This window comes from Herbiconiux sp. A18JL235, from assembly GCF_040939305.1.
In the GTDB taxonomy this organism is placed as follows: domain Bacteria; phylum Actinomycetota; class Actinomycetes; order Actinomycetales; family Microbacteriaceae; genus Herbiconiux.
In genome coordinates, this window is the sequence record NZ_CP162511.1 from 886,831 (window position 1) to 909,480 (window position 22,650).

18 protein-coding genes are annotated in these 22,650 nt (G+C 69.3%); 15 read left to right on the top strand and 3 right to left on the bottom strand.

The window, feature by feature from the left end:
• Nucleotides 1–4: 4 nt before the first annotated feature.
• From nrdI to ABFY20_RS04140, 6 genes are all read left to right on the top strand, one after another.
• Nucleotides 5–457 (top strand): class Ib ribonucleoside-diphosphate reductase assembly flavoprotein NrdI, encoded by a 453-nt coding sequence (gene nrdI, locus ABFY20_RS04115; RefSeq protein WP_368498673.1) that lies wholly within the window; start codon nucleotides 5–7, stop codon nucleotides 455–457.
• The gene (gene nrdE / locus ABFY20_RS04120; RefSeq protein WP_368498674.1) at nucleotides 442–2,589 is read left to right on the top strand and encodes a class 1b ribonucleoside-diphosphate reductase subunit alpha; all 2,148 of its coding nucleotides are present in this window, start codon (nucleotides 442–444) and stop codon (nucleotides 2,587–2,589) included. Before nrdI ends, nrdE begins: the two co-directional genes overlap by 16 nt.
• A gap of 35 nt (nucleotides 2,590–2,624) precedes the next feature.
• The gene (gene nrdF, locus ABFY20_RS04125) at nucleotides 2,625–3,611 is read left to right on the top strand and encodes a class 1b ribonucleoside-diphosphate reductase subunit beta (RefSeq protein ID WP_368498675.1); all 987 of its coding nucleotides are present in this window, start codon (nucleotides 2,625–2,627) and stop codon (nucleotides 3,609–3,611) included.
• 91 nt (nucleotides 3,612–3,702) lie between these two features.
• On the top strand, nucleotides 3,703–4,185 hold the full coding sequence (locus tag ABFY20_RS04130) for a hypothetical protein (RefSeq protein WP_368498676.1): 483 nt from the start codon (nucleotides 3,703–3,705) through the stop codon (nucleotides 4,183–4,185).
• Between the two features lie 89 nt (nucleotides 4,186–4,274).
• Complete coding sequence (locus ABFY20_RS04135) at nucleotides 4,275–5,450, top strand: glycerate kinase (RefSeq protein WP_368498677.1); 1,176 nt, start codon at nucleotides 4,275–4,277, stop codon at nucleotides 5,448–5,450.
• Entirely contained in the window at nucleotides 5,447–6,886 is a 1,440-nt protein-coding gene (locus ABFY20_RS04140; protein WP_368498678.1) for an FAD-dependent monooxygenase, read from the top strand. The genes ABFY20_RS04135 and ABFY20_RS04140 overlap by 4 nt, the downstream gene beginning before the upstream one ends.
• 250 nt (nucleotides 6,887–7,136) lie before the next feature.
• On the opposite strand, the gene xylB is transcribed toward ABFY20_RS04140, so the two are convergent.
• Nucleotides 7,137–8,576 carry a xylulokinase gene (xylB, locus tag ABFY20_RS04145; RefSeq protein ID WP_368498679.1) on the bottom strand — a complete coding sequence of 480 codons (1,440 nt, stop codon included), beginning with the start codon at nucleotides 8,574–8,576 and terminating at the stop codon, nucleotides 7,137–7,139.
• Nucleotides 8,577–8,698: 122 nt separating this feature from the next.
• On the opposite strand from xylB, the gene ABFY20_RS04150 reads away from it, so the two are divergent.
• The 8 genes from ABFY20_RS04150 to ABFY20_RS04185 all read left to right on the top strand — a co-directional run bounded on the left by ABFY20_RS04150 (nucleotide 8,699) and on the right by ABFY20_RS04185 (nucleotide 18,964).
• A complete protein-coding gene (locus ABFY20_RS04150) occupies nucleotides 8,699–10,261 on the top strand; it encodes an MFS transporter (RefSeq protein ID WP_368498680.1) in 1,563 nt (520 codons plus the stop codon).
• Nucleotides 10,262–10,498: 237 nt separating this feature from the next.
• Nucleotides 10,499–11,023, top strand: a complete 525-nt coding sequence (locus ABFY20_RS04155) for a hypothetical protein (RefSeq protein WP_368498681.1) — start codon at nucleotides 10,499–10,501, stop codon at nucleotides 11,021–11,023.
• 170 nt (nucleotides 11,024–11,193) lie between these two features.
• The gene (locus tag ABFY20_RS04160) at nucleotides 11,194–12,357 is read left to right on the top strand and encodes a LacI family DNA-binding transcriptional regulator (protein WP_368498682.1); all 1,164 of its coding nucleotides are present in this window, start codon (nucleotides 11,194–11,196) and stop codon (nucleotides 12,355–12,357) included.
• 198 nt (nucleotides 12,358–12,555) lie between these two features.
• Entirely contained in the window at nucleotides 12,556–13,251 is a 696-nt protein-coding gene (locus ABFY20_RS04165) for an L-ribulose-5-phosphate 4-epimerase (RefSeq protein WP_368498683.1), read from the top strand.
• On the top strand, nucleotides 13,248–14,381 hold the full coding sequence (gene chvE / locus ABFY20_RS04170; RefSeq protein WP_368498684.1) for a multiple monosaccharide ABC transporter substrate-binding protein: 1,134 nt from the start codon (nucleotides 13,248–13,250) through the stop codon (nucleotides 14,379–14,381). The genes ABFY20_RS04165 and chvE overlap by 4 nt, the downstream gene beginning before the upstream one ends.
• Nucleotides 14,382–14,475: 94 nt before the next feature.
• Nucleotides 14,476–16,014: a multiple monosaccharide ABC transporter ATP-binding protein gene (gene mmsA / locus ABFY20_RS04175; protein ID WP_368498685.1), complete on the top strand. Its 1,539-nt coding sequence runs from the start codon at nucleotides 14,476–14,478 to the stop codon at nucleotides 16,012–16,014.
• 33 nt (nucleotides 16,015–16,047) lie between these two features.
• A complete protein-coding gene (gene mmsB / locus ABFY20_RS04180) occupies nucleotides 16,048–17,289 on the top strand; it encodes a multiple monosaccharide ABC transporter permease (RefSeq protein WP_368498686.1) in 1,242 nt (413 codons plus the stop codon).
• Between the two features lie 100 nt (nucleotides 17,290–17,389).
• Nucleotides 17,390–18,964 carry a hypothetical protein gene (locus ABFY20_RS04185; protein ID WP_368498687.1) on the top strand — a complete coding sequence of 525 codons (1,575 nt, stop codon included), beginning with the start codon at nucleotides 17,390–17,392 and terminating at the stop codon, nucleotides 18,962–18,964.
• A gap of 282 nt (nucleotides 18,965–19,246) precedes the next feature.
• On the opposite strand, the gene galK is transcribed toward ABFY20_RS04185, so the two are convergent.
• The gene (galK, locus tag ABFY20_RS04190) at nucleotides 19,247–20,389 is read right to left on the bottom strand and encodes a galactokinase (RefSeq protein ID WP_368499866.1); all 1,143 of its coding nucleotides are present in this window, start codon (nucleotides 20,387–20,389) and stop codon (nucleotides 19,247–19,249) included.
• Nucleotides 20,390–20,450: 61 nt separating this feature from the next.
• Nucleotides 20,451–21,602 carry a galactose-1-phosphate uridylyltransferase gene (gene galT, locus ABFY20_RS04195; protein ID WP_368498688.1) on the bottom strand — a complete coding sequence of 384 codons (1,152 nt, stop codon included), beginning with the start codon at nucleotides 21,600–21,602 and terminating at the stop codon, nucleotides 20,451–20,453.
• 89 nt (nucleotides 21,603–21,691) lie between these two features.
• Here galT and ABFY20_RS04200 point away from each other — a divergent pair, with 89 nt between their 5' ends.
• Nucleotides 21,692–22,486, top strand: a complete 795-nt coding sequence (locus ABFY20_RS04200) for a DeoR/GlpR family DNA-binding transcription regulator (protein ID WP_368498689.1) — start codon at nucleotides 21,692–21,694, stop codon at nucleotides 22,484–22,486.
• The last annotated feature ends 164 nt before the right edge of the window (nucleotides 22,487–22,650 follow it).

Here is a 22,650-nt window from a genome sequence, read left to right on the forward strand (position 1 = left end):
GTCGATGCGGGCTGATTCCGCCCGGATCGAGTCACCGAGCCTGCTCACGTCAGACACCGACGACCTCGTCTATTTCTCGAGCGTCTCCGGTAACACGCACCGCTTCGTGGAGTCCCTCGGCCGGGCTGCCTCGCGCATCCCGATCTATGCCCGCGAAGAGAAGCTCACGGCGACCCGGCCGTTCGTGCTCGTCCTCCCCACCTACGGCGGGGGGAACGGTGCGGGTGCCGTTCCCAAACAGGTGATCCACTTCCTCAATGACGAGGGAAACAGATCGCTCATCCGCGGCGTCATCGCCGCAGGCAACACCAACTTCGGTGCCGCCTACTGCCTTGCGGGCGACATCGTCGCGCGCAAATGCAGGGTGCCGGTGCTCTATCGATTCGAAGTATTCGGAACCCCGGATGACCGTGAGGCCGTCCAGAACGGATTGGACAGACTGTGGAAGCAACTCTGATCGACGCGCCGACCGCCGCGCCGGCGCTCGATTACCACTCGCTGAACGCGATGCTGAACCTCTATGACGAGAACGGACTGATCCAGTTCGACAAAGACAAAGAGGCGGCGAAGCAGTACTTCCTGCAGCACGTCAACCAGAACACGGTCTTCTTCCACAACCTGAAGGAGCGCCTCGACTACCTGGTCGAGAAGGAGTACTACGAGAAGGAGGTGCTCGACGCCTACTCGTTCGAGTTCATCCAGCAGCTCAACGACCTCGCGTACTCGAAGAAGTTCCGCTTCGACACCTTCCTCGGCGCGTTCAAGTACTACACCAGCTACACGCTGAAGACCTTCGACGGCAAGCGCTACCTCGAGCGCTTCGAAGACCGCGTGGTGATGACCGCCCTCGGTCTCGCCCAGGGCGACGAGCAGCTCGCCACCAACCTGGTCGAGGAGATCATCGGAGGCCGCTTCCAGCCGGCCACCCCCACCTTCCTCAACACCGGCAAGGCACAGCGCGGTGAGCTCGTCTCCTGCTTCCTGCTGCGCATCGAAGACAACATGGAGTCGATCGCCCGTGGCATCAACTCGGCGCTCCAGCTCTCCAAGCGGGGCGGCGGCGTCGCACTGCTGCTGTCGAACATCCGTGAGGCGGGCGCCCCGATCAAGCAGATCGAGAACCAGTCCTCCGGCATCATCCCCGTCATGAAGCTGCTCGAAGACAGCTTCAGCTACGCCAACCAGCTCGGTGCTCGTCAGGGCGCCGGCGCGGTCTACCTGAGCGCGCACCACCCCGACATCATGAAGTTCCTCGACACCAAGCGTGAGAACGCCGACGAGAAGATCCGCATCAAGACCCTCTCCCTCGGTGTCGTCGTTCCCGACATCACCTTCGAGCTGGCGAAGAACGACGAAGACATGTACCTCTTCTCGCCCTACGACGTCGAGCGCGTCTACGGTGTGCCGTTCGGCGACATCTCGGTGACCGAGAAGTACCGCGAGATGGTCGACGACCCGCGCATCCGCAAGACCAAGATCAACGCTCGCGAGTTCTTCCAGACCCTCGCCGAGATCCAGTTCGAGTCGGGTTACCCGTACATCATGTACGAAGACACGGTGAACAAGGCGAACCCCATCAAGGGCCGCATCAACATGTCGAACCTGTGCTCGGAGATCCTCCAGGTCAACACCCCGACCACCTACAACGAAGACCTCTCCTACGCCGAGATCGGCAAAGACATCTCGTGCAACCTGGGTTCGCTGAACATCGCGCTCACCATGGACTCGCCCGACTTCGGCAAGACCGTCGAGACCGCCATCCGCGGCCTCACCTCGGTCTCGAACCAGTCGCACATCACCTCGGTGCGCTCGATCGAAGACGGCAACGACAAGTCGCACGCCATCGGGCTCGGGCAGATGAACCTCCACGGCTACCTCGCCCGCGAGCGCGTGTTCTACGGCTCGGAGGAAGGTGTCGACTTCACGAACATCTACTTCTACACGGTGCTCTTCCACGCGCTGCGGGCCTCGAACGCCATCGCCATCGAGCGCAACGAGCGGTTCGACGGCTTCGAAGACTCCACCTACGCCTCCGGTGAGTTCTTCGACAAGTACATCGACGAGGCGTGGGTGCCGGCGACGGCGCGTGTGGCCGAGCTGTTCGAGACCTCGAACATCCACATCCCCACGCAAGACGACTGGCGCGAGCTCAAGTCCTCCATCCAGGCGCACGGCATCTACAACCAGAACCTGCAGGCCGTGCCGCCCACCGGGTCGATCTCGTACATCAACAACTCCACGTCGTCGATCCACCCGGTGGCGTCGAAGATCGAGATCCGCAAAGAGGGCAAGATCGGCCGCGTCTACTACCCGGCTCCGTTCCTCACGAACGACAACCTCGAGTACTACGACGACGCCTACGAGATCGGTGCCGAGAAGATCATCGACACCTACGCGGCGGCCACCCAGCACGTCGACCAGGGCCTGTCGCTGACGCTGTTCTTCAAAGACACCGCCACCACCCGCGACATCAACAAGGCCCAGATCTACGCCTGGCGCAAGGGCATCAAGACCATCTACTACATCCGTCTCCGCCAGCTCGCCCTCGAGGGCACGGAGATCGATGGTTGCGTTTCCTGCATGCTGTGATCGACACCTGTAGATAATCTGAATCGGACAAGACAATGACTCCTCCTCCCTCCGGGCCGCTGAAGCTGGTCGATCGTGTGCAGGCGATCAACTGGAACCGCATCCAAGACGAGAAAGACGTCGAGGTGTGGAACCGGCTGGTGAACAACTTCTGGCTGCCCGAGAAGGTGCCGCTGTCGAACGACGTGCAGTCGTGGGCGACGCTCACCCCGGCCGAGCAGCAGCTCACCATGCGCGTGTTCACGGGGCTCACCCTGCTCGACACCATCCAGGGCACGGTGGGCGCTGTGTCGCTCATTCCCGACTCGCTCACTCCTCACGAGGAGGCCGTCTACACGAACATCGCGTTCATGGAGTCGGTGCACGCCAAGTCGTACTCGTCGATCTTCTCGACCCTGTCGAACACGAAAGACATCGATGAAGCCTTCCGCTGGTCGGTCGAGAACCCGAACCTGCAGAAGAAGGCATCGATCGTCCTCGACTACTACCACGGCGACGAGCCGCTGAAGCGGAAGGTCGCCTCGACGCTGCTCGAGTCGTTCCTGTTCTACAGCGGCTTCTACCTGCCGATGTACTGGTCGAGCCGGGCGAAGCTCACCAACACGGCCGACCTCATCCGCCTCATCATCCGCGACGAGGCCGTGCACGGGTACTACATCGGCTACAAGTTCCAGCGCGGGCTCGAACTCGTCGACCAAGCCAAGCGCGACGAGATCAAGGACTACACCTTCTCGCTGCTCTACGACCTCTACGACAACGAGACGCAGTACACGCAAGACCTCTACGACGAGGTCGGTCTCACCGAAGACGTCAAGAAGTTCCTGCACTACAACGCGAACAAGGCGCTGATGAACCTGGGCTACGAGCCCATGTTCCCGAAGGCGGTGACGGATGTGAACCCCGCCATCCTCTCGGCCCTCTCGCCGAACGCGGATGAGAACCACGACTTCTTCTCGGGGTCGGGCTCGTCGTACGTCATCGGCAAGGCCGTGAACACCGAAGACGAGGATTGGGACTTCTAGCCCGAACCGCTCTGCGCGTGGGAGTCGACGCGAAGCGCCCTGTTGAGGACATGCCCTCAACAGGGCGCTCGTCGTTCGCTAGCATGCCGACATGACCGAGCCTGAGGTGCCCTCCGTCTCCCGCCGCACCGTCGTCGGTGCAGCCTGGGCCGCCCCCGTGATCGTCGCCCTGGCCGCCGCACCTCAGGCGGCAGCGAGCGCCGCGCAGCTGCTCGACGCGTTCGCCATCGGCCCTGACATCTCCGGACAGCCCGCCGGCACGGCTTACCGCCTGCACGTTGGGAACAGCGGTCTCTCCGCCATTCCGGCCGGAGGCCTCACCCTGTACGTCGACGGCTCGGATCGGCAGTGGACGTTGGAGATGTTCGACAGCGACGGCTGGGCCTACGGCCCCGGCACCGGCGGGGGTCCCACCTACTCGTACGTGTACACCGCTCCGCTCGCTCCCGGCGAGACGATCACGATCGACATCGTTCTTCGCCGCGCCCCGTCGACGGTGTTGCCGACCGCACAGTTCATCTACTCCGCGCCGGGCTACGACTCGAAGATCCTCTCGCTCCAAGTGCCCTTTTGACCGAGCACCCACCCGGCGGCGCCCTCTCGTGCCCTGCACGACCCGTGTCGGTGGTTGACGGGCGTGGCGTGGCGTGAGGGGATGGGGGCATGCAGTTGCGCGTGGTGATCGCTCCCGATTCGTTCAAGGGCACCGCCACTGCGGTGGAGGCTGCCGAGGCGATCGCCGCGGGGTGGCTCGAGGTGCGCCCGGGCGACTCGCTGCGCTGCGTGCCGATGGCCGACGGCGGGGAGGGAGTGCTCGACACCTTCGAACGGGCGCGGCCCGACTCCGTGCGCAGACCGGTCGTCGTCACGGGGCCCGACGACCGGGTCGCCACGAGCTCGTGGCTGTGGTTGCCCGGTGAGCACACCGCGAGCGATGCTCCGGATGCGCGCAGCGACTCCGACGCGCATCCGCACCCCCTGGGCGGCACGGGTGTCGTCGAACTGGCGAACACCAGCGGAATCACGATGATGGCCGGGCTCCGGCCCCTCGAGGCCCACTCGGTGGGCTTCGGGCAGGCCGTGCGGGCGGCGCTCGACGCGGGCGTCGACCGGCTCGTGCTGGGGATCGGCAGCAGCGCGTCGAGCGACGGCGGCGCGGGGCTGCTCCAAGCCCTCGGCTGCGCGCTGCTGCGTGCCGACGGCACGCCCATCTTCACCGGCAACGGGGCCCTCGCCGAGCTCGACCGCGTCGACTTCAGCACCATGCACCAGCTCCCGCCCGGCGGGGTCGTCGTGCTGAGCGATGTGACGAGTCCGCTCCTCGGCCGCTCGGGCGCGGTCGCGGTGTTCGGGGAGCAGAAGGGCGTCACCGAGGCTCTGGCCCCCGCCGCCGAGGCGCGGCTGGCGCACTTCGGCTCGATCGTGGCCGCGGCTCGCGGCATCGACCCGTCGACGCCCGGCGCGGGCGCGGCCGGAGGAGTGGGCTTCGGCCTGCTCGCCTGGGGAGCCGAGCTGCGCGGGGGAGCGTCGGCGGTGGCCGAGCTCGTGGGGCTGCGCGACGCGATCGCCGAGGCGGATGCGGTGGTCACCGGCGAGGGGCGGTACGACGGCCAATCGGAGTCGGGCAAGGTCGCCGGCCACCTGCGGCAGCTCGCTGCCGACGCCGGCGCTCGCGCCTACCTGGCGGTGGGTCTGCTCGCCGCCGACCCGACGGGCTTCGACGCGGCCGTCTCGCTGAGCGAGCTCGCCGGCAGCGCGGAGGCGGCACGAGCAGACCCCCTCACCTGGCTGAGAGTCGCCGGCGCGCGGCTGGCCGCGACGATCGAGCCCTCCGCGTGAGCCGCGTCGTCATCGTGGGTGGCGGCCCCACCGCCGTGATGCTCGCCGCCGAGCTGCGCCTCCACGAGGTCGAGGTGCTGGTGCTCGAGCGCGAGCACGAGCCCACGAAGGCGGTGCGGTCGCTCGGCCTGCACCCGCGGAGCGTCGAAATCCTCGACATGCGCGGGATGCTCGAGCGCTTCCTCGAGCTCGGCACGGCCTACCCGGGCATGTCCGGCCGATTCGCCGGCATCGAGCCACCCAGACCGGTGCAGCTCGACAGCGCTCACGACTACGTGCTGGGGCTGCCGCAGCCGGTGACCGACCGTCTGCTCACCGAGCACGCGCTGGAGCTCGGCACGACCATCCGTCGTGGCGCCGAGGTGGTGTCGCTCGAGCAGGGCGACGACGAGGTGACCGTTGTGCTCGCCGACGGCGAGCGGCTGACGGCGTCGTGGGTCGTGGGATGCGACGGTGGGCGCAGTACCGTGCGCCGGCTGCTCGGCATCGATTTCCCCGGAGAGGCGGCGACCACCGAGTGGCTGCTCGGCGAGGTGCACGTGCGGGCCTCGGCCGAGGAGATCGCCGAGACCTCGGCGCGGGTGCGTCTCACGCATCGCGGCTTCGGCATCGGGCCGGCCGGAGACGGCCTCTTCCGCGCGGTGGTGCCCGCCGCGTCGGTGGCGGAGGATCGCACGGTCGCGCCGACGCTGGAGGAGTTCCGCGCGCAGCTCGTCGCCTACGCCGGCACCGACTTCGGGGTGCACGAGCCGCGATCCCTCACCCGCTTCACCGACGCCACGCGGCTCGCCGAGAGCTACCGGCGCGGCAGGGTGCTGCTTGCCGGCGATGCCGCCCACGTGCATCCGCCGCTCGGCGGGCAGGGGCTCAACCTCGGCATTCAGGATGCGTTCAACCTCGGCTGGAAGCTCGCCGCCGTCGTGAACGGCACCGCCCCCGAAGCCCTCCTCGACAGCTACGAGGCCGAGCGCCGGCCCGTCGCCGAGCAGGTGCTCACCCTCACCCGCGCGCAGAGCGAGCTGCTGCTGCCCGAGCCCGGGCCGCAGGCGGTGCGGAGGCTGCTCGTGGAGCTGATGGAGATCGACGGCGTCGCGCACCTGCTGGCCGAGAAGGTGACGGCGACGGGCATCCGCTACCCGCTCGGCGACGGGCCGGAGCTGCTCGGTCGCCGGATGCCCGACCTCGCGCTGCAGAGTGGCCGGCTCTACGAGCTCACCCGACGCGGGCGCGGCCTTCTGCTCGATCCGGGTGGCGAGCTGTCGGTCGGGGGATGGGGTGACCGCGTCGATCGGGTGGTCGACGGTGCGGATGCGCTGGTCGGCCCGGCCGCGCTGCTGCGGCCCGATGGTCATGCCGCCTGGCTCGGCGACGACCAGGCGGGGCTCGACGCCGCCCTCGAGCGCTGGTTCGGGCGCCGGGCGAGCGCCGCCCGGTAACGGCCCCGGGCTCCGGCCGGCCTCGGCGACCGCGCCCCTGGCGGCCTCGCGCTTCGGGCGGCCCCGGCGACCGCGCTCCTGGCGGCCTCGCGCTCCGGCCGGCTCCGGCCGGCCCCGCGCTCCGGCCGGCCTCGGCGACCGCGCCCGCCGCCTCGGTGGCGGATGCGCCCGTCGTCCCGCTGCCCGCTCCCGCGGCCGCGCCCGTCTCTCGCTCGGAGGGTGGCAGGACGGCCGGGCGCGGCGCCTCCGCTCAGCTCACACTGACGGCGCGCGCCGCGTACTGCTCGCGGATGACGGGCCTGTGGTCGGGTTTCGGCTCCGCGACCACCGCGACGGGCCAGGACGGCCGGGTGCCGGTGAGCGCCCACGCGGCCTGGGTCGCCGCCCCGTCGGCGACGTACTCGCCGGGCGAGGGAACCGTGACGGGCACGTCGAACACCTGGGCCGCGACGGCCTGCACGGCGGGGTTGAGCGCGGCCCCGCCGATGAGCAGGATGCGACGCGGCCGCACCCCCACCCGCCGCACCGCGTCGAGCCCGTCGGCGAGGCCGCAGAGCAGCCCCTCGACGGCCGCTCGGGCGAGGCCCTCGCGCGTGGTGGACGCGAGGGTCATGCCGAACAGCGTCGCGGTGGCCTCGGGCAGGTTGGGTGTGCGCTCGCCCTCGAAGTAGGGCTGCAGCACCAGGCCGCCCGAGCCGGGCTCCGCGGCGAGAGCGAGCTCGCCGAGGGCCGCGTGGTCGACACCGAGCAGCGCCGCCGTCGAGTCGAGCACCCGGGCGGCGTTCAACGTCGCCACGAGCGGCAGGAAGGCTCCGGAGGCGTCGGCGAACCCGGCGACGGTTCCGCTCGCGTCGGCGGACGGCTCACCCGTGACGGCGAACACGGTGCCGCTCGTGCCGATCGACACCACGACGTCGCCTTCGCTCGCCCCGAGCCCCAGGGCGGCTCCGGCGTTGTCGCCGGCGCCCGCGCCCACCACGATCCCGGCCGGGATGCGGAGGCCGGCCGCGGCCTCGAACTCGACGGTCTCGCCGGCCTGCTCGGCGGGCCCGAGCACTCGGGGGAGCACTGCGTCGTGCCCGAGTGCCGCCACGAGCAGCTCGCGGTCGTAGGCCTCGGCTCCCGGGCTCCAGTAGGAGGTGCCGCTCGCGTCGGAGCGGTCGGTGACGAGCTCGTCGAGCACGGGCCCGAGCGGGCTGGAGCCGGCCGGGCCGTACCCACGCAGCCGCCAGGTGAGCCAGTCGTGGGGAAGGGCGACCGCCGCGACCCGGGCGGCGGCCTCGGGCTCGGTGTCGCGCAGCCAGCGCAACTTGGTCGCGGTGAAGGAGGCGACCGGCACCGACCCCGTGCGCGCGGCGAGGGCCTCGGCGCCGAACTCCTCGATGAGCTCGCGGGCGGCGCCCGCCGACCGGGTGTCGTTCCAGAGCAGCGCGGGCCGCACCACCTCGCCCGCCTGGTCGAGCACCACCATCCCGTGCTGCTGGCCGGCGATCGCGAGGGCAGCGACGTCGTCGAGTCCGCCCGCCGCGGTCAGGGCGGTCAGCAACGCCTCCCACCACGCGGCCGGATCGACCTCGGTGCCTGAGGGATGCGCGGCGCGGCCCTCGCGCACCAGCGCCCCGCTCTCCACCTCCCGCACGACGACCTTGCAGCTCTGCGTCGATGAATCGATGCCGGCGACCAACGTCATTGGTGTCTCCTCTATAAGTTCCCAGACACAACTTATTCGACGAGCCGTGCCCGCCGCCACTCGCCGGGAACGCGTCGAGGGCGTTGCGTCCGTCGCCCGAGGATCGGGGACATGATTGCATCATGTCGGATGCTCCTCCCGCCGTCCCCCGCCGCGCTTGGCAGGCCCTCGTCGTGCTGCTGGCCGGCATGTTCATCGCTCTCCTCGACACGACGATCGTGAACGTGGCACTGCCCAGCATCCGCACCAGCATCGACGCCTCCGAGGCCACACTGTCGTGGATCATCTCGGGGTACGCGCTCGCCTTCGGTCTCGCGCTGGTTCCCGCCGGGCGCATCGGCGACCGCATCGGCCACAAGTGGGTGTTCTTCACCGGCATCGCCGTCTTCACGGCGGCGAGCGTGGCGTGCGGACTCTCCCAGAACGACCTGCAGCTCGTCGCCTCGAGGGTGGTGCAAGGGCTCGCGGGCGGGGCGTTCGTGCCGGCGGTGACGGCGTACATCCAGTTGCTCTTCCCCTTCCGTGCGCGCGGGCGGGCCTTCGCCGTCATGGGCGCGGTCATCGGGGTGTCGACGGCACTCGGCCCCATCATCGGGGGACTCATCATCCAGGCCTTCGGCGCCGACGAGGGCTGGCGGCTGGTGTTCGGGGTGAACCTGCCGATCGGCGTCGTCACGCTCGTGGCCGCAGCCGTGCTGCTGCCAGGGCGGCGGGAGACGGATGCGGTCGCCGCCTCGCACAAGGCCGCCTCGATCGGCGGTGGGGCACCCGGTGGCGCCCCCGCCGGGGCTCCGGAAGGCACGGCGTCGCGCGGCGCGGAACCGGCGGCCGTGCAAGGCGCGGGGGTCGACTGGGTGGGGTTGGTGCTCGTTTCGGCGGGCCTGATCGCGCTGCTGGTGCCGCTCATCCAGGGGGAGGACGAGGGTTGGCCGCTGTGGACCTTCCTCACGATCGGCGGGGGAGTGCTGCTGCTCGTCGCCTTCGGCGCCTGGGAGGTGTTCTTCAGCAAGCGGGGGAGGCTGCCGCTCGTGCCCCCGCGGTTGTTCCGGCATCCCTCGTTCACCGGGGGTGTCGTGCTGGCGCTGGTGTACTTCGCGGCCTTCACCAGCATCTTCTTCACCATCTCGCTGCTCTGGCAAGCCGGCCTGGGGCACACGGCGCTCGAGTCGGGTCTCGTCTCGATCCCGTTCGCCTTCGGCTCCATCGCGGGCTCGGCGCTCAGCAACCGCCTCGCGCAGCGCCTCGGGCGCACTGTGCTCGTCATCGGCACCGCGGCGGTCACGCTGGGCCTCACCGCCGTCTGGCTGCTGCTGCTCACCGTGCCGGCGGGCGAGCTCACCTCCTGGCACCTTCTCGTGCCGCTCCTCGTGGCGGGCTTCGGGAACGGGCTGTTCATCGCCCCGAACGTGCAGTTCATCGTCGCGACCGTCGACGGTCGGGATGCGGGAGCCGCCTCCGGTGTCATCAGCGCCATCCAGCGCATCGGCAGCGCGATCGGTATCGCGGTGATCGGCAGCGTGTTCTTCGGCACCCTGGTGGTACAGGGCGGGTCGGCCGAGGCGCTCGCGTCGGGCTTCACCGCAAGCTCTGCGGCGGCGATGGGGGTGAGCGTGGCGTTCAGCGTGGTGGCGTTCCTGCTCGTCTTCGCGCTGCCGCGCCGCACGGCGGCTCGCGGTTCGCACTGATCGCGGCACAAGCCTTGCGCTCGCGGGCGGCTGACCGCTACAGTCATAAACCGCGACAACACGGTCGCCCAGACACGAGAAAGGGAGGTGAATCATGTTCGATCCGGAGATCACAGACATGACGCTTCCCTCGTCGACGCGCGCAGCCCTCTAGTTCAGATTCTCTGAAGCCAGGCTCGCCCCGGTCTCGCCAGGAAGCGTCTCCCCGACGCCCATCACCTTCCTGGAGACATCATCGTGTTCACTTCTTCGTCTCGCGCGCACGACGCCGCGATACTCCGTTTCACCGGTCGAGAACCCCTCGACCGCGTCGACGCCCTCCGCTACGGCCGCGGCCTCGCCGCCGGCACCTACCGTCGCGAATGGACCTGGCTCGCCTTCGTCGACGACACCCCCGACGCCGCCCCGGTGGCCCGGGGTGTCTGGTGGGGGCCTGTGGGCTCGGTTCACCCCGTAGCCCTGCACTGCCTCCTCGTCGACGAGTCGCTCCCGCACCCCGAGGTGTGGGGTGCCGCCCTCATCCGGTCGGCGCACCGGGCCTTCGCCGAGGCCGGGGCGATCCTCGCCCCTGACCTCGTCGTCGAGGAGCTGCCCGGCACCGACCCGGCCGACGCGGCTGTGCAGGCCGCGGTGGCCTGGCGACGGGCCGCCGCAGCCGACGCCGGGCTCCCTCTCGAGTCGGTCGACGGCTCGCGCCGCACCTTCTCGGCGCGGCTGGCGCCGGCCCCCAGGGCGCGGGCTCTGGCCGGCACCGGTCGATGACGGCACCTCGGGCGGGTGCGCACCGCTTCGGCGGACGCACCCGCTCCGAGCCCATGCCCTCGGCGTGTTCACAGGAGTGTGACAGTCACATCGCGCGTCGGGAGACGGCATAATGTAACTGCGTCCACGCCGTGTGAACGTGCACATGGCCGTGAGCGAGCAGGGATGCGATGAGCGAAGCCCCACCGGAGCAGCGCCGTTCGCGTGCCCCCAGCATCCGTGACGTCGCGAAGCTCGCCGGGGTCTCGCACCAGACCGTCTCGCGCGTTCTGAACAACCACCCGAGTATTCGCGACGAGACCAAGGCACGCGTGCTGGAGGTGATGGACCAGCTCCAGTACCGGCCGAACCGCGCGGCCCGCGCCCTGGTCACCAGCCGCTCCCGCACCATCGGCGTGCTCACCTCCTCGCGTGCCGACTACGGGCCTGCGTCGAGCATCCTCGCCATCGAGGAAGCCGCGCAGCTCGCCGGCTATCTCGTCATCACCGCCAACGCCGACGGCAACTCGAGCGCCTCGATCGCTCGCGCCATCACCCACCTCATCAATCAGTCGGTCGAGGGGATGGTGGTGATCGCGCCGCAGGTGCGGGTCTTCGACACCCTCGCCGAGATGCGGCTCGACCTGCCCTACGTCACCCTCCAGGCCACCGGCAGGCTCAACGACCACTCTCTCGCCGTCGACCAGATCGCGGGTGCCCGCGCCGCGACGCGGCACCTCATCGAACTCGGCCATCGCGGCATCTATCACCTCGCGGGCCCGCAGGACTGGATCGAGGCTGAGGCGCGCATGAAGGGCTTCCTTCGCGAGATGAGCGACAACGACGTGCCCACCACGGCGCCCATCCTCGGCGACTGGACCGCCGAGTTCGGCTATTACGCCGGTCGTGAGTTGCTGAGGGTGCGCGACTTCACGGCCATCTTCTCGTCGAACGACCAGATGGCCCTCGGCCTCGTGCACGCCATCCGCGACGCGGGGCTCGACGTTCCCCGCGACATCAGCGTCGTGGGCTTCGACGACATCCCCGAGGCCGCGCACTTCTGGCCGCCGCTCACGACGGTCCGGCAGGATTTCGCCGAGCTCGGCCGACGGGCGATCGCGGCTCTCGTGGAGAGCGCTGAGGCGGGAGATGCGGGCGTAGGCACCAGCGAGGAGCCCGAGCCCGAGCCGGCCCCTGAGCCGCCGCAAGAGCACCGACCGCAGCCGCGCGGTCTGTGGCGGCGTGTGCTGCATCCCGAACCCGAGGCGGCCTCGCCGGTGGCCGAGGAGGAGCCCGGCGCCGTGCAGCCCGCCCTCGTCGTGCGCAGATCGACTGCGCCCCCCTTCGCAGGCTGACGACGACGCGTTTATCGAAACGAGACATTCGTCGACTTGACAGGGCGATCCCTCGGGGTCTTACTATGTTCGAGATGTGACCGTTCACATCAAGACCGATGTGAACGGTCACACTAGACAAAGGAGTCCCCGGACCATGCAGTACGCCGACCAGTCTTCCCCCCAGCGGGTGGCGGGCATCTCCGCGGGTGGCCTCGCGTGAGCGGCTTCGGTCCGGAGATCGAGGTGGGCATCGCGAGACTGCGCGCCGAGATCGCCAAGCTCCACTCCGAGCTCCCGCGCTACGACCTCGTGGTCTGGACGGGCGGCAACATCTCCGGCCGCGTCGCCGGCGCCGATCTGTTCGTCATCAAGCCCTCCGGCGTCTCCTACGACGAGCTCGCCCCCGAGAACATGATCCTCTGCGACCTCGACGGCAACGTCATCCCCGACACCCCGGGTGCCACGCGTTCCCCGTCGGTCGACACCGCCACGCACGCCTACGTCTACCGCACCCTCCCCGAGGTCGGTGGCATCGCCCACACCCATTCGCCGTTCGCGGTCGCCTGGTCGTCGCTCGGTGAGGGCATCCCGTGCATCGGCACCACCGCGGTCGAGGAGTTCGGCCCCGAGATCCCCCTCGGCCCCGCCGCCGTCACCGGCGACGGGTCGATCGGGCGCGGCATCGCCGCCACCCTCGCCGAGCACCGCTCGCCCGCCGTGCTGATGGGCGGGCACGGCCCGTTCACCCTCGGCCCCGACGCCCGTGCCGCCGTGAAGTCGGCGGTTCTCGTCGAAGACGCGGCCCGCGTCGCCTACCTGGCCCGGCAGCTCGCCGGAGCCCCCCATGCTCAACCGTCCCCTACCGAGATACCGACGAAGAAGTCCCACACCACACGAAAGGAATCACAGTGAAGATCAAGACACTGCTCGCGGGAGTCGCCGCGGGCGCACTCATGGTCAGCCTCGCCGCCTGCTCCTCTGGCGGCTCCGGCAGCACCGACAGCTCAGGCGGCGGAAGCGGCGACGGCGGCCTCATCGGCGTCGCCATGCCCACCAAGTCGTCGGAGCGCTGGATCCAGGACGGCAACGCCGTCAAGGAGCAGCTCGAGGCAGCCGGCTACACCGTCGACCTGCAGTACGCAGAAGACGACATCCCCACCCAGGTCTCGCAGATCGAGAACATGATCACCAAGGGCGCGGAAGCCCTGATCGTCGCCTCGATCGACGGCACCACGCTCACCAGCGTGCTGCAGGAGGCCGCTGACAGCGACATCCCCGTCATCGCCTACGACCGCCTCATCCGCGACACCGAGAACGTCGACTACTACGCCTCCTTCGACAACTACAAGGTGGGCGTGCAGCAGGCCAACTCGGTACTGAACGGCCTCGGCCTCGTCGACCTCGAGGGCAAGGCGACCGACGGAGCCCCCGCCGGCCCCTTCAACATCGAGCTGTTCGCCGGTTCGCCCGACGACAACAACGCGACGTTCTTCTGGAACGGCGCGATCGACACCCTCCAGCCCTACATCGACAAGGGAACCCTCGTCGTGAAGAGCGGCCAGGAGGACTTCGAGCAGGCTGCGACGCTCCGTTGGGACGGTGAGACCGCTCAGAAGCGCATGGAGAACATCCTCACCTCGACGTACTCCGACGGGTCGAAGGTCAACGCGGTGCTGTCGCCCTACGACGGCATCTCGCGAGGCATCATCTCCGCCCTCACCGACGCCGGTTACACGGTGGGTGCCGAATGGCCCGTCATCTCGGGCCAGGACGCCGAGCTCGACTCGGTGAAGGCCATCGAGGCCGGCGAGCAGTACGCCACCATCTTCAAGGACACCCGTAACCTGGCGAAGGTCGCGGTCGACATGGCGACGGCACTGCTCGAGGGCAACGAGCCCGAGACCAACAACACCACCGACTACGACAACGGCGTGAAGGTCGTTCCGAGCTACCTGCTCGAGTCGCAGATCGTCGTCAAGGACAACATCGAAGACGTCCTGGTGAAGTCGGGCTACTGGACCGAAGACGAGATCAAGGGCTGATCGAGCCCTGCTCCGACCGAGGCCCCGGCCGCGTGACAGCGCGGCCGGGGCCCCGGCCGGTCCCTGGACGAGGCGAGAAAAGGACAACAGTTCGATGACGGATGATCGCACCAACATTCTGGAGATGCGCGGCATCACCAAGACCTTCCCGGGCGTGAAGGCGCTGCAGGACGTGACGATCCACGTCCGTCGCGGCGAAGTGCACGCCATCTGCGGCGAGAACGGCGCCGGCAAGTCCACCCTCATGAAGGTGCTCTCCGGCGTGTATCCGCACGGCACCTACGACGGCGACATCGTCTTCGAAGGCGAGGTGCAGTCGTTCCGCGACATCCGTGATTCCGAGGCCAAAGGCATCGTGATCATCCACCAGGAGCTCGCACTCAGCCCCTACCTCTCGATCGCCGAGAACATCTTCTTGAACAACGAGCTCAAGGGCCCGCTCGGTCTGATCGACTGGAACAAGACCAACCACGAAGCCGCGTCGCTGCTCGCACGCGTGGGGCTGCGTGAGAACCCCACCACCAAGGTGCGCGACATCGGTGTGGGCAAGCAACAGCTGGTGGAGATCGCCAAAGCCCTCTCCAAGCGCGTGAAGCTGCTCATTCTCGACGAGCCGACCGCCGCCCTCAACGACGAGGACAGCGACCACCTGTTGAACCTCATCCTGCACCTCAAGGAGCAGGGCATCACGTCGATCATCATCAGCCACAAGCTGAACGAGATCAAGAAGGTCGCCGACTCGGTCACCGTCATCCGTGACGGCAAGACGATCGAGACGATGGCGAAGACGGAGGTGACCGAGGAGCGCATCATCAAGGACATGGTGGGCCGCGACCTCGAGCACCGCTACCCCGACCACACCCCGCACATCGGTGAGGAGATCTTCAGGGTCGAGGAGTGGACAGCACACCACCCGCAAGACCCGAACCGGGTGATGGTCGATTCCGTCGACCTGAACGTTCGGGCCGGCGAGATCGTCGGCATCGCCGGGCTCATGGGCGCTGGGCGCACCGAGTTCGCGATGAGCGTCTTCGGCCGCAGCTACGGCTCGCGCATCTCGGGCCGGGTGTTCGTGAAGGGCAAGGAGGTGAAGACGCGCACCGTCGCCGAGGCGATCGACAACGGGCTCGCCTACGCCACCGAAGACCGCAAGACCTTCGGCCTCAACCTCATCGACGACATCAAGCGCAACATCTCGATGGCCGCCCTCGACAAGCTCGAGCGCTTCGGCATCGTCGACGACGGCAAGGAGTTCCAGGTCGCCAACGAGTACCGCAAGAGCATGAACATCAAGGCTCCCTCGGTGCTGGCGAAGACCGGGAAGCTCTCCGGCGGCAACCAGCAGAAGGTCGTGCTGTCGAAGTGGATCTACTCCGACCCCGACGTCCTCATCCTCGACGAGCCCACCCGCGGCATCGACGTGGGTGCGAAGTACGAGATCTACAGCATCATCAACAAGCTCGCCGCGCAGGGCAAGGGCATCATCGTGATCTCCTCGGAGCTTCCCGAACTGCTCGGCATCTGCGACCGCATCTACGCCCTCTCGGAGGGCCGCATCACCGGCGAGCTCCCGATCGCCGAAGCCGACCCCGAGTCGTTGCTCAAGCTCATGACCATGGAAAAGCCCCGCTAGCGCCCGCGCTGACGGAGAGGAGAGAAGAAGACCATGTCCGATATGGAGACCAAGCCGTCTGACACGACGGCCGCGGGTGCGCAGGTCAATCCCGTGGAGAACAAGTTCACCGACCGGCTCAGCCACATCCTCGGCGACCTGGGCAAAAACGGCATCTTCATCGCACTGATCCTCGTGGTGGTGCTGTTCAGCATCCTCACCAACGGGATCCTGCTGCGGCCGCAGAACATCTCGAACCTGATCGTGCAGAACGGGTACATCCTCGTTCTCGCGATCGGCATGGTGATGGTCATCATCGCCGGCCACATCGACCTCTCGGTCGGATCGGTGGCCGCGTTCGTCGGCGCCGTGTCGGGCGTGTTCGCGGTGCAATGGGGGCTTCCCTGGTGGCTGTCGATCATCCTCTCGCTGCTCGTCGGCGCCCTGGTGGGTGTCTGGCAGGGCTTCTGGATCGCCTTCGTGGGCATACCCGCGTTCATCGTGACCCTGGCGGGAATGCTCATCTTCCGAGGCCTCGCGCTCGTGGTGCTCGGCAACGCGAACATCGGTTCGTTCCCCGCCGAGTACCGTGCACTCGGCAACGGCTTCCTCACCAACGTCTTCGGTGAGTTCGAGCTCGACCCGCTGACCCTCGGCATCGCCGCGATCGCCATCGTCGCTCTCGTGGTGCAGCAGTTCCGCACCCGTCGTGGACGCCAGAGCTACGGCCAGGAGGTCGAGCCCTTCGCCTGGTTCATCGCCAAGCTGGTGCTCGTCGCGGTCGCCATCGGCCTGTTCGCCTTCGCGCTCGCCACCTACAAGGGCATCCCGGTGACGCTCATCGTGCTCGCCGTGCTGGTGCTCGTCTACGGCATCATCATGAACCGGTCGACCTTCGGCCGGCACGTCTACGCCATCGGCGGCAACCTGCACGCGGCGGAGCTCTCGGGCATCAAGACCCGCAACGTCACCTTCTGGTTGTTCGTGAACATGGGCTTCCTGGCGGCGCTCGCCGGCCTCATCTTCACGGCGCGACTGAACCTCGCCGGCCCGAAGGCCGGTGACGGCTTCGAGCTCGAAGCCATCTCGGCGGCGTTCATCGGCGGTGCCGCAGTGCAGGGTGGTGTCGGCACCATCGGCGGTGCCATCATCGGTGGTCTCATCATCGGTGTGCTGAACAACGGCATGTCGATCATGGGCATCGGCATCGAGTGGCAGCAGGCAGTGAAGGGCCTCGTGCTCCTCCTCGCCGTCGCCTTCGACGTGTACAACAAGCGGCGCTCCGGCGGACGCTGACCGTCGTTCGTACTCTGGTCGCCCCCGGCGCCCGCTCGACCGGCACGCTTCCCGTGCCCGGCTTGCGGGAGCCGGGGGCGACTGTCATCGTGAGGGAACCATGAGCGGCGCGATCCACCTTCCCCTGCCCGGAGCGGGTCTCGTGCCCGGCGACACCGAGCTCGTCGCGGTGCCCGGGGAGGTGCTCGTCGCCGTCGGCGAGAACCGCTCGGGGCTCGCCTCGGTGGCTCAGCACGTCGTCGACCACATCGTGTCGGCCCGCGGGGACGCGCCGGTGTACGCGTCGATCGGGCGCCGGCGAGGGCTTGTCCCCGGTGCCGACGTGGCCCAGAACGTGTTCATGGGGCGCGAGCGCGTGAGGCGCTGGGGGCCGCTGCGCCTGGGGATCGACGAGCGGGCGACCCGCGACGACGCTGCGGCATTGCTGGCAGCGCTCGGGTCGACGGTCTCACCGGTCGAGCAGGCCGAGGCGGTCGGGGAGTTCGACCGCATCGTCGTGGAGCTGGCCCGGGCGCTCGCCCGTGAGGCGGTGCTCATCACCCTCGACGAGCCCACGGCCGATCTCGCGCCGCGCGATGCCGAGCGGCTGGAGGCGGCGCTCGCCGAGGTGCGGCGGCGCCGGGTGGCCGTGGTGGTGCTGAGCGAGCGGCCGCGGGCGGCGCTCGCGGTCGCCGACCGCGTGGTGGTGGTGCGCGATGGGGTCGTGGTGGGGGAGCACGCACGGGCTGAGTGGGAGGAGAGCGCGAGGGCGAGTGGTGCCGCGGGCTCGCCTGCGCGCGGCGACTCGGGCGCGGGCTCCCCGGGTGCGGTTGCCGGAGCGGGGGTCGAGCGGATGCGCGACACGATCTTGCGAGAGATGGTGTCGCGACCGGAGCTGTCGGTGGCGGTACCGGCACCTTCGCCGCGGGAGGCGAGCGCGCCGGCCGACGGAGACGAGGTGCTCGTCGTGTCGGGGTGGACGGTGGGCGACCCCGTCGACCCCGGGCGCGAGCTGGTTCACGATGTCGGTTTCTCGGTGCGGGAGGGGGAGGTGCTCGGCATCGCCGGGCTCCACGACTCGGGGAGCTCGGCCCTGCTGCTGAGCCTCTACGGCCACTCTGAAGGCACCTTCCGGGCCGGCCGCGTCGAGCTGGCCGGGCGGGAGGTCGACACCTCGAGCGTCGAGAAGGCGATCGCTGCGGGCTTGTTCCTCGTGGCGACGAATCCGCCGCGCTATCGGGTGCGGTTCATCGGGGGGATCGCGATGCCGGTCTCGGCATCGTCCCTCCCGCGCCTCGCACGAATGGGACTCGTCGACCGCGACAGCGACACCGACCCGGGCGACGGCCTCGGTGGCAGGCTCATGGGGGCCGTGCGCTCGATGAACCGGGGCGGCGCACAGGCCGATCAGCTGCTCGGGCTTCTGCGCGAGTTCCCCGCCTCCGAGCGCCGGGTGCTGCTGCTCGACGGCCCCGCCGAGGGCCTCACCGCGGCGCAACGTGCCGAATTGCGGCGGGGCGTCGAGCGCATCCGCGACTCGGGCAAGTCGGTGGTGCTCGCCTCCGACGACCTGGTCGAGCTCTTCACGGTCTGCGACCGCGTGCTCGTGATGGCCGACGGCCGCGTCACCGGCACCCTCGACACCCGCACCCCCGTCGACCCGCTCACCCTCGCCACCCTCCTCGCCCCCGCCTGACCCGCCCGCGACCACGTTCTCGCGGACAAAGTCCGTCGAGAACAAAGTTCTGTCGGACTTTGTCCGCGAGAGAGTGGTCGGGGGTGGGTGGGGTCGTGTGGCTGAGGGGTGGGCCGAGTGGTTGAGGGGTGGGGCGGGAGGTTGCTGGGTGTGGTCGAACGACCCGCGCCACCACGTTATGACGGACAAAGTCCGTGATAACTCCCGTCTTCACGGACTTTGTCCGTGAGAAGTGGATGGGGCCGGGTGGGTGGCGCCCTGGGAGGGGGCGCCAAGGGGCGCTCAGAGGGGGTGCCGGGTGGCGCCCTGGGAGGGGGTGACCTCGAAGACGACGGGCTCGCGGTAGCCGGCGGCGGCGAAGGCGGCGAGGTGAGCCTCACGGAGGGACCCGACCTGGGAGCTGCGGATGAGGGCGATGGCCGAGCCGCCGAAGCCGCCGCCCGTCATGCGGGCGCCCACGGCACCGTGCCGGCGGGCGACCTCGACCGCGAGGTCGAGCTCGGGCACCGAGATCTCGAAGTCGTCGCGCATCGAGACGTGGGAGGCGTCGAGAAGAGTGCCGATGGCGCCGGCGCCTCGTTCGCGGAGGATGGCGACAGTCTCGAGCACGCGCTCGTTCTCGGTGATGACGTGGCGCACCCGGCGGAAGGTCTCGTCGTCGAGCAGCGCCTCGGCCCGCGCGAGGTCGTCGACCCCGAGGTCGCGGAGCGACGTCACCCCGAGGGCGGCGGCACCCGCCTCGCACGAGGCGCGTCGCGCCGCGTAGCCGCCGGTGGCGTGCTCATGCTCGACCCGGGTGTCGGTCACGACGATGGTGAGCTCTTCATCGTGCAGCCCGAGCGGGATGACGCTCGACTCGAGCGAGCGGCAGTCGAGCAGCACGACCGAGTCGGACTTGCCGAGCAGCACGGCCGACTGGTCCATGATGCCGGTCGGCGCGCCGACGACGACGTTCTCCGACCGCTGCCCGATCTTCGCCAGCGTCTGGCGGTCGAAACCGAGCTCCCAGAGCTCGTTCACGGCGAGGGCCACCACGCTCTCGAGCGCCGCCGACGACGACAGCCCGGCACCCACCGGGATGTCGGAGACCAGGTAGAGCTCGATGCCGGTCACCCGCTCGAGGTCGGCGCCGAACGCCCCGGCAGCCCAGATGGCGCCGAGCGGGTAGGCCGACCAGCCCGAGATCGACTCGGGCGAGAGCTCGTCGAGCGAGATCTCGATGAGTTCCTCGGTGAACGCCGACGACACCCGCAGCAGGCGGTCGTCGCGCAGGCGGGCGGCCATCACCGTGTGCCGGTCGATGGCGAAGGGCAGCACGAAGCCGTCGTTGTAGTCGGTGTGCTCGCCGATGAGGTTCACCCGACCGGGTGCCGACCAGAGCGAGGTGGGCGCCCCGCCGAAGTGCCGGGCGAAGCCCGCGAGCACGACGTCGACGAGCGCCCCGGGAAGGGGCGAGGAGGTGGGGGAGGGGGCGGTGTCGTTCACGTCAGTTCTCGCTGTCGGCTCGGAGCAGGGCGTCTCGGAAGAGGGCGGCGGAGGCCTCGGGCGGTACGTCGCCGATGAAGGCGCCCATCGCCGCCTCGGATCCTGCCAGGAACTTCAGTTTGTCGACCGCCCGCCGCGGCGACGTGATCTGCAGCATCAGGCGGATGTCGTCGCGGTGGGCGTGCACGGGCGCCTGGTGCCAGGCGGCGATGTACGGTGTGGGCGTGTCGTAGAGGGCGTCGACGCCGCGCAGCAGGCGCTGGTAGAGCACGGCGAGTTCGTCGCGCTCGTCGCCCGAGAGCCCGGCGAAGTCGGGAACGTGCCGGTGCGGGAGCAGGTGGATCTCGAGCGGCCAGCGCGCGGCGAACGGCACGAACGCGGTGAAGTGCTCGCCGCGGAGCACCACGCGGTCTGACTCCTGCTCGAACGCGAGGATGTCGGCGAACAGGGAAGCGCCGTAGCTCTCGATCGAGGCGATGAGCTTCTGGGTGCGCGGGGTGATGTAGGGGTAGGCGTAGATCTGCCCGTGCGGGTGGTGCAGCGTGACGCCGATGGCCTCACCGCGGTTCTCGAACGGGAACACCTGCTCGACGCCCGGCAGCTCGGAGAGCGCCGCCGTGCGGTCGGCCCACGCCTCGACCACGGTGCGTGCCCGTGAGGGCGACAGCGTCGCGAAGGAACCGTCGGTCGACGGGCTGAAGCACACCACCTCGCAGCGGCCGACCGAGGGCTTCACCCGCCCGAGGCCGACCTCGGCGAGCGAGTCGAGCTCGGCGACGGCCCGCTGGGAGGCGCCGGATGCTCCGGTCACCTCGGCGAGGTCAGGCCCGAAGGAGGGCGACTTGTTCTCGAACACCGCGACGTCGTAGAGGCTCGGCACCTCGGTGAGGTTCTCGGGAGTCGACGGTGCCAGCGGGTCAAGGTGCTTCGGAGGCAGCATGACGCGGTTCTGCCGTGCGGCGGCGATGGAGATCCATTCGCCCGTGAGCGGGTCTTGGCGCATCGAGGCGACGGGCGGGCGCGGGGCGGCCGGGCGCAGGTCGGGCGCCCGCTCGGGGTCGAGGGTGCTGTCGGCGTCGTCGAAGTAGATGAGCTCGCGACCGTCGGAGAGGTGGTGCACGCGCTTCGTGATGCCGTGGGAGAGCTGAGTCACACGACGATTACCCCACTTTCGATTCCACAAGTCAAGTCCGGGAAAGGCCAAGCATTGACAACTAAAGCAAAAGAACCGAAACTCGACGCATGTCCTCCGACTCCGAGCAGCTTCCCGCGGCGGTGCGTCGCGACCGCATCATCGCCCGCGTCCTCGACACCGGGTTCGTGCGGGTCGGCGAGCTGAGCCGGGAGTTCGGGGTGTCGGAGGTGACCGTGCGCTCCGACCTCGACGCCATCGAGCGCGAGTACCCGATCGACCGCGTACACGGCGGCGCGGTGCTGCGGGGCGGCGGAGGCCGCCGGGAGGAGCCGTTCGAGGCGGCGCTCGCCAGCTCGGCCGAGCAGAAGAGGCGCATCGGCCGGGTCGCTGCCGCCATGGTGTCGAGCGGGTCGAGCATCATCCTCGACGTGGGCACCACCCCGGCCGCCGTCGCCGCAGCGCTCGTCGAGCGCGACGACCTCGACGACGTGGTGGTGGTCACGAACAGCCTCACCACCGCGCTCGCGCTCGAGCCCGCCATCCCGCGTCTCACCGTCGTCGTCACCGGTGGCACCCTGCGGCCCCTGCAGCACTCGCTGGTCGCCCCCTTCGCCTCGAAGGTGCTCGACGAGTTGCACGTCGACCTGGCGTTCCTCGGGGGCACCGGCGTGCATCCGCTCCACGGGGCCACCAACGTCAACCTCCCCGAGACGGAGCTGAAGCGGCAGATGCTGCTCTCGGCGGAGCGTGCGGTCTTCGTCGCCGACTCCTCGAAGCTCGGAGTCGTCGACCTCGGGCGCATCGGCGCCATCGAGGAGTTCCACGTGCTGGTCACCGCCGACCCCGAGCCCGGCGCCCTCGACGGCTTCGCCGAACGGGGCCTCGAGGTCATCGTGGCCTGACGGCCCGCCCGGCCCCGCGCATCCGGCCCGCTCCGCCCCGCCCCGCGCATCCGCTCCGCCGAGCTTGCCTAGACTGGACACGACGCCGGCGCCCTCGACCCCGCCGGGTGCTCGCCTCCCTCTCCTCCATCGCCACCGACGGCGGGGCGCGCCCCGCAGGAATG

Excerpts from the sequence above, each read along its gene's own strand:
- nrdI (WP_368498673.1), top strand. The coding sequence starts at position 5 with ATGCGGGCTGATTCCGCCCGGATCGAGTCACCGAGCCTGCTCACGTCA.
- nrdF (WP_368498675.1), top strand. The coding sequence starts at position 2,625 with ATGACTCCTCCTCCCTCCGGGCCGCTGAAGCTGGTCGATCGTGTGCAG.
- ABFY20_RS04130 (WP_368498676.1), top strand. The coding sequence starts at position 3,703 with ATGACCGAGCCTGAGGTGCCCTCCGTCTCCCGCCGCACCGTCGTCGGT.
- ABFY20_RS04135 (WP_368498677.1), top strand. The coding sequence starts at position 4,275 with ATGCAGTTGCGCGTGGTGATCGCTCCCGATTCGTTCAAGGGCACCGCC.
- xylB (WP_368498679.1), bottom strand. The coding sequence starts at position 8,576 with ATGACGTTGGTCGCCGGCATCGATTCATCGACGCAGAGCTGCAAGGTC.
- ABFY20_RS04150 (WP_368498680.1), top strand. The coding sequence starts at position 8,699 with ATGTCGGATGCTCCTCCCGCCGTCCCCCGCCGCGCTTGGCAGGCCCTC.
- ABFY20_RS04160 (WP_368498682.1), top strand. The coding sequence starts at position 11,194 with ATGAGCGAAGCCCCACCGGAGCAGCGCCGTTCGCGTGCCCCCAGCATC.
- mmsA (WP_368498685.1), top strand. The coding sequence starts at position 14,476 with ATGACGGATGATCGCACCAACATTCTGGAGATGCGCGGCATCACCAAG.
- mmsB (WP_368498686.1), top strand. The coding sequence starts at position 16,048 with ATGTCCGATATGGAGACCAAGCCGTCTGACACGACGGCCGCGGGTGCG.
- ABFY20_RS04185 (WP_368498687.1), top strand. The coding sequence starts at position 17,390 with ATGAGCGGCGCGATCCACCTTCCCCTGCCCGGAGCGGGTCTCGTGCCC.
- ABFY20_RS04200 (WP_368498689.1), top strand. The coding sequence starts at position 21,692 with ATGTCCTCCGACTCCGAGCAGCTTCCCGCGGCGGTGCGTCGCGACCGC.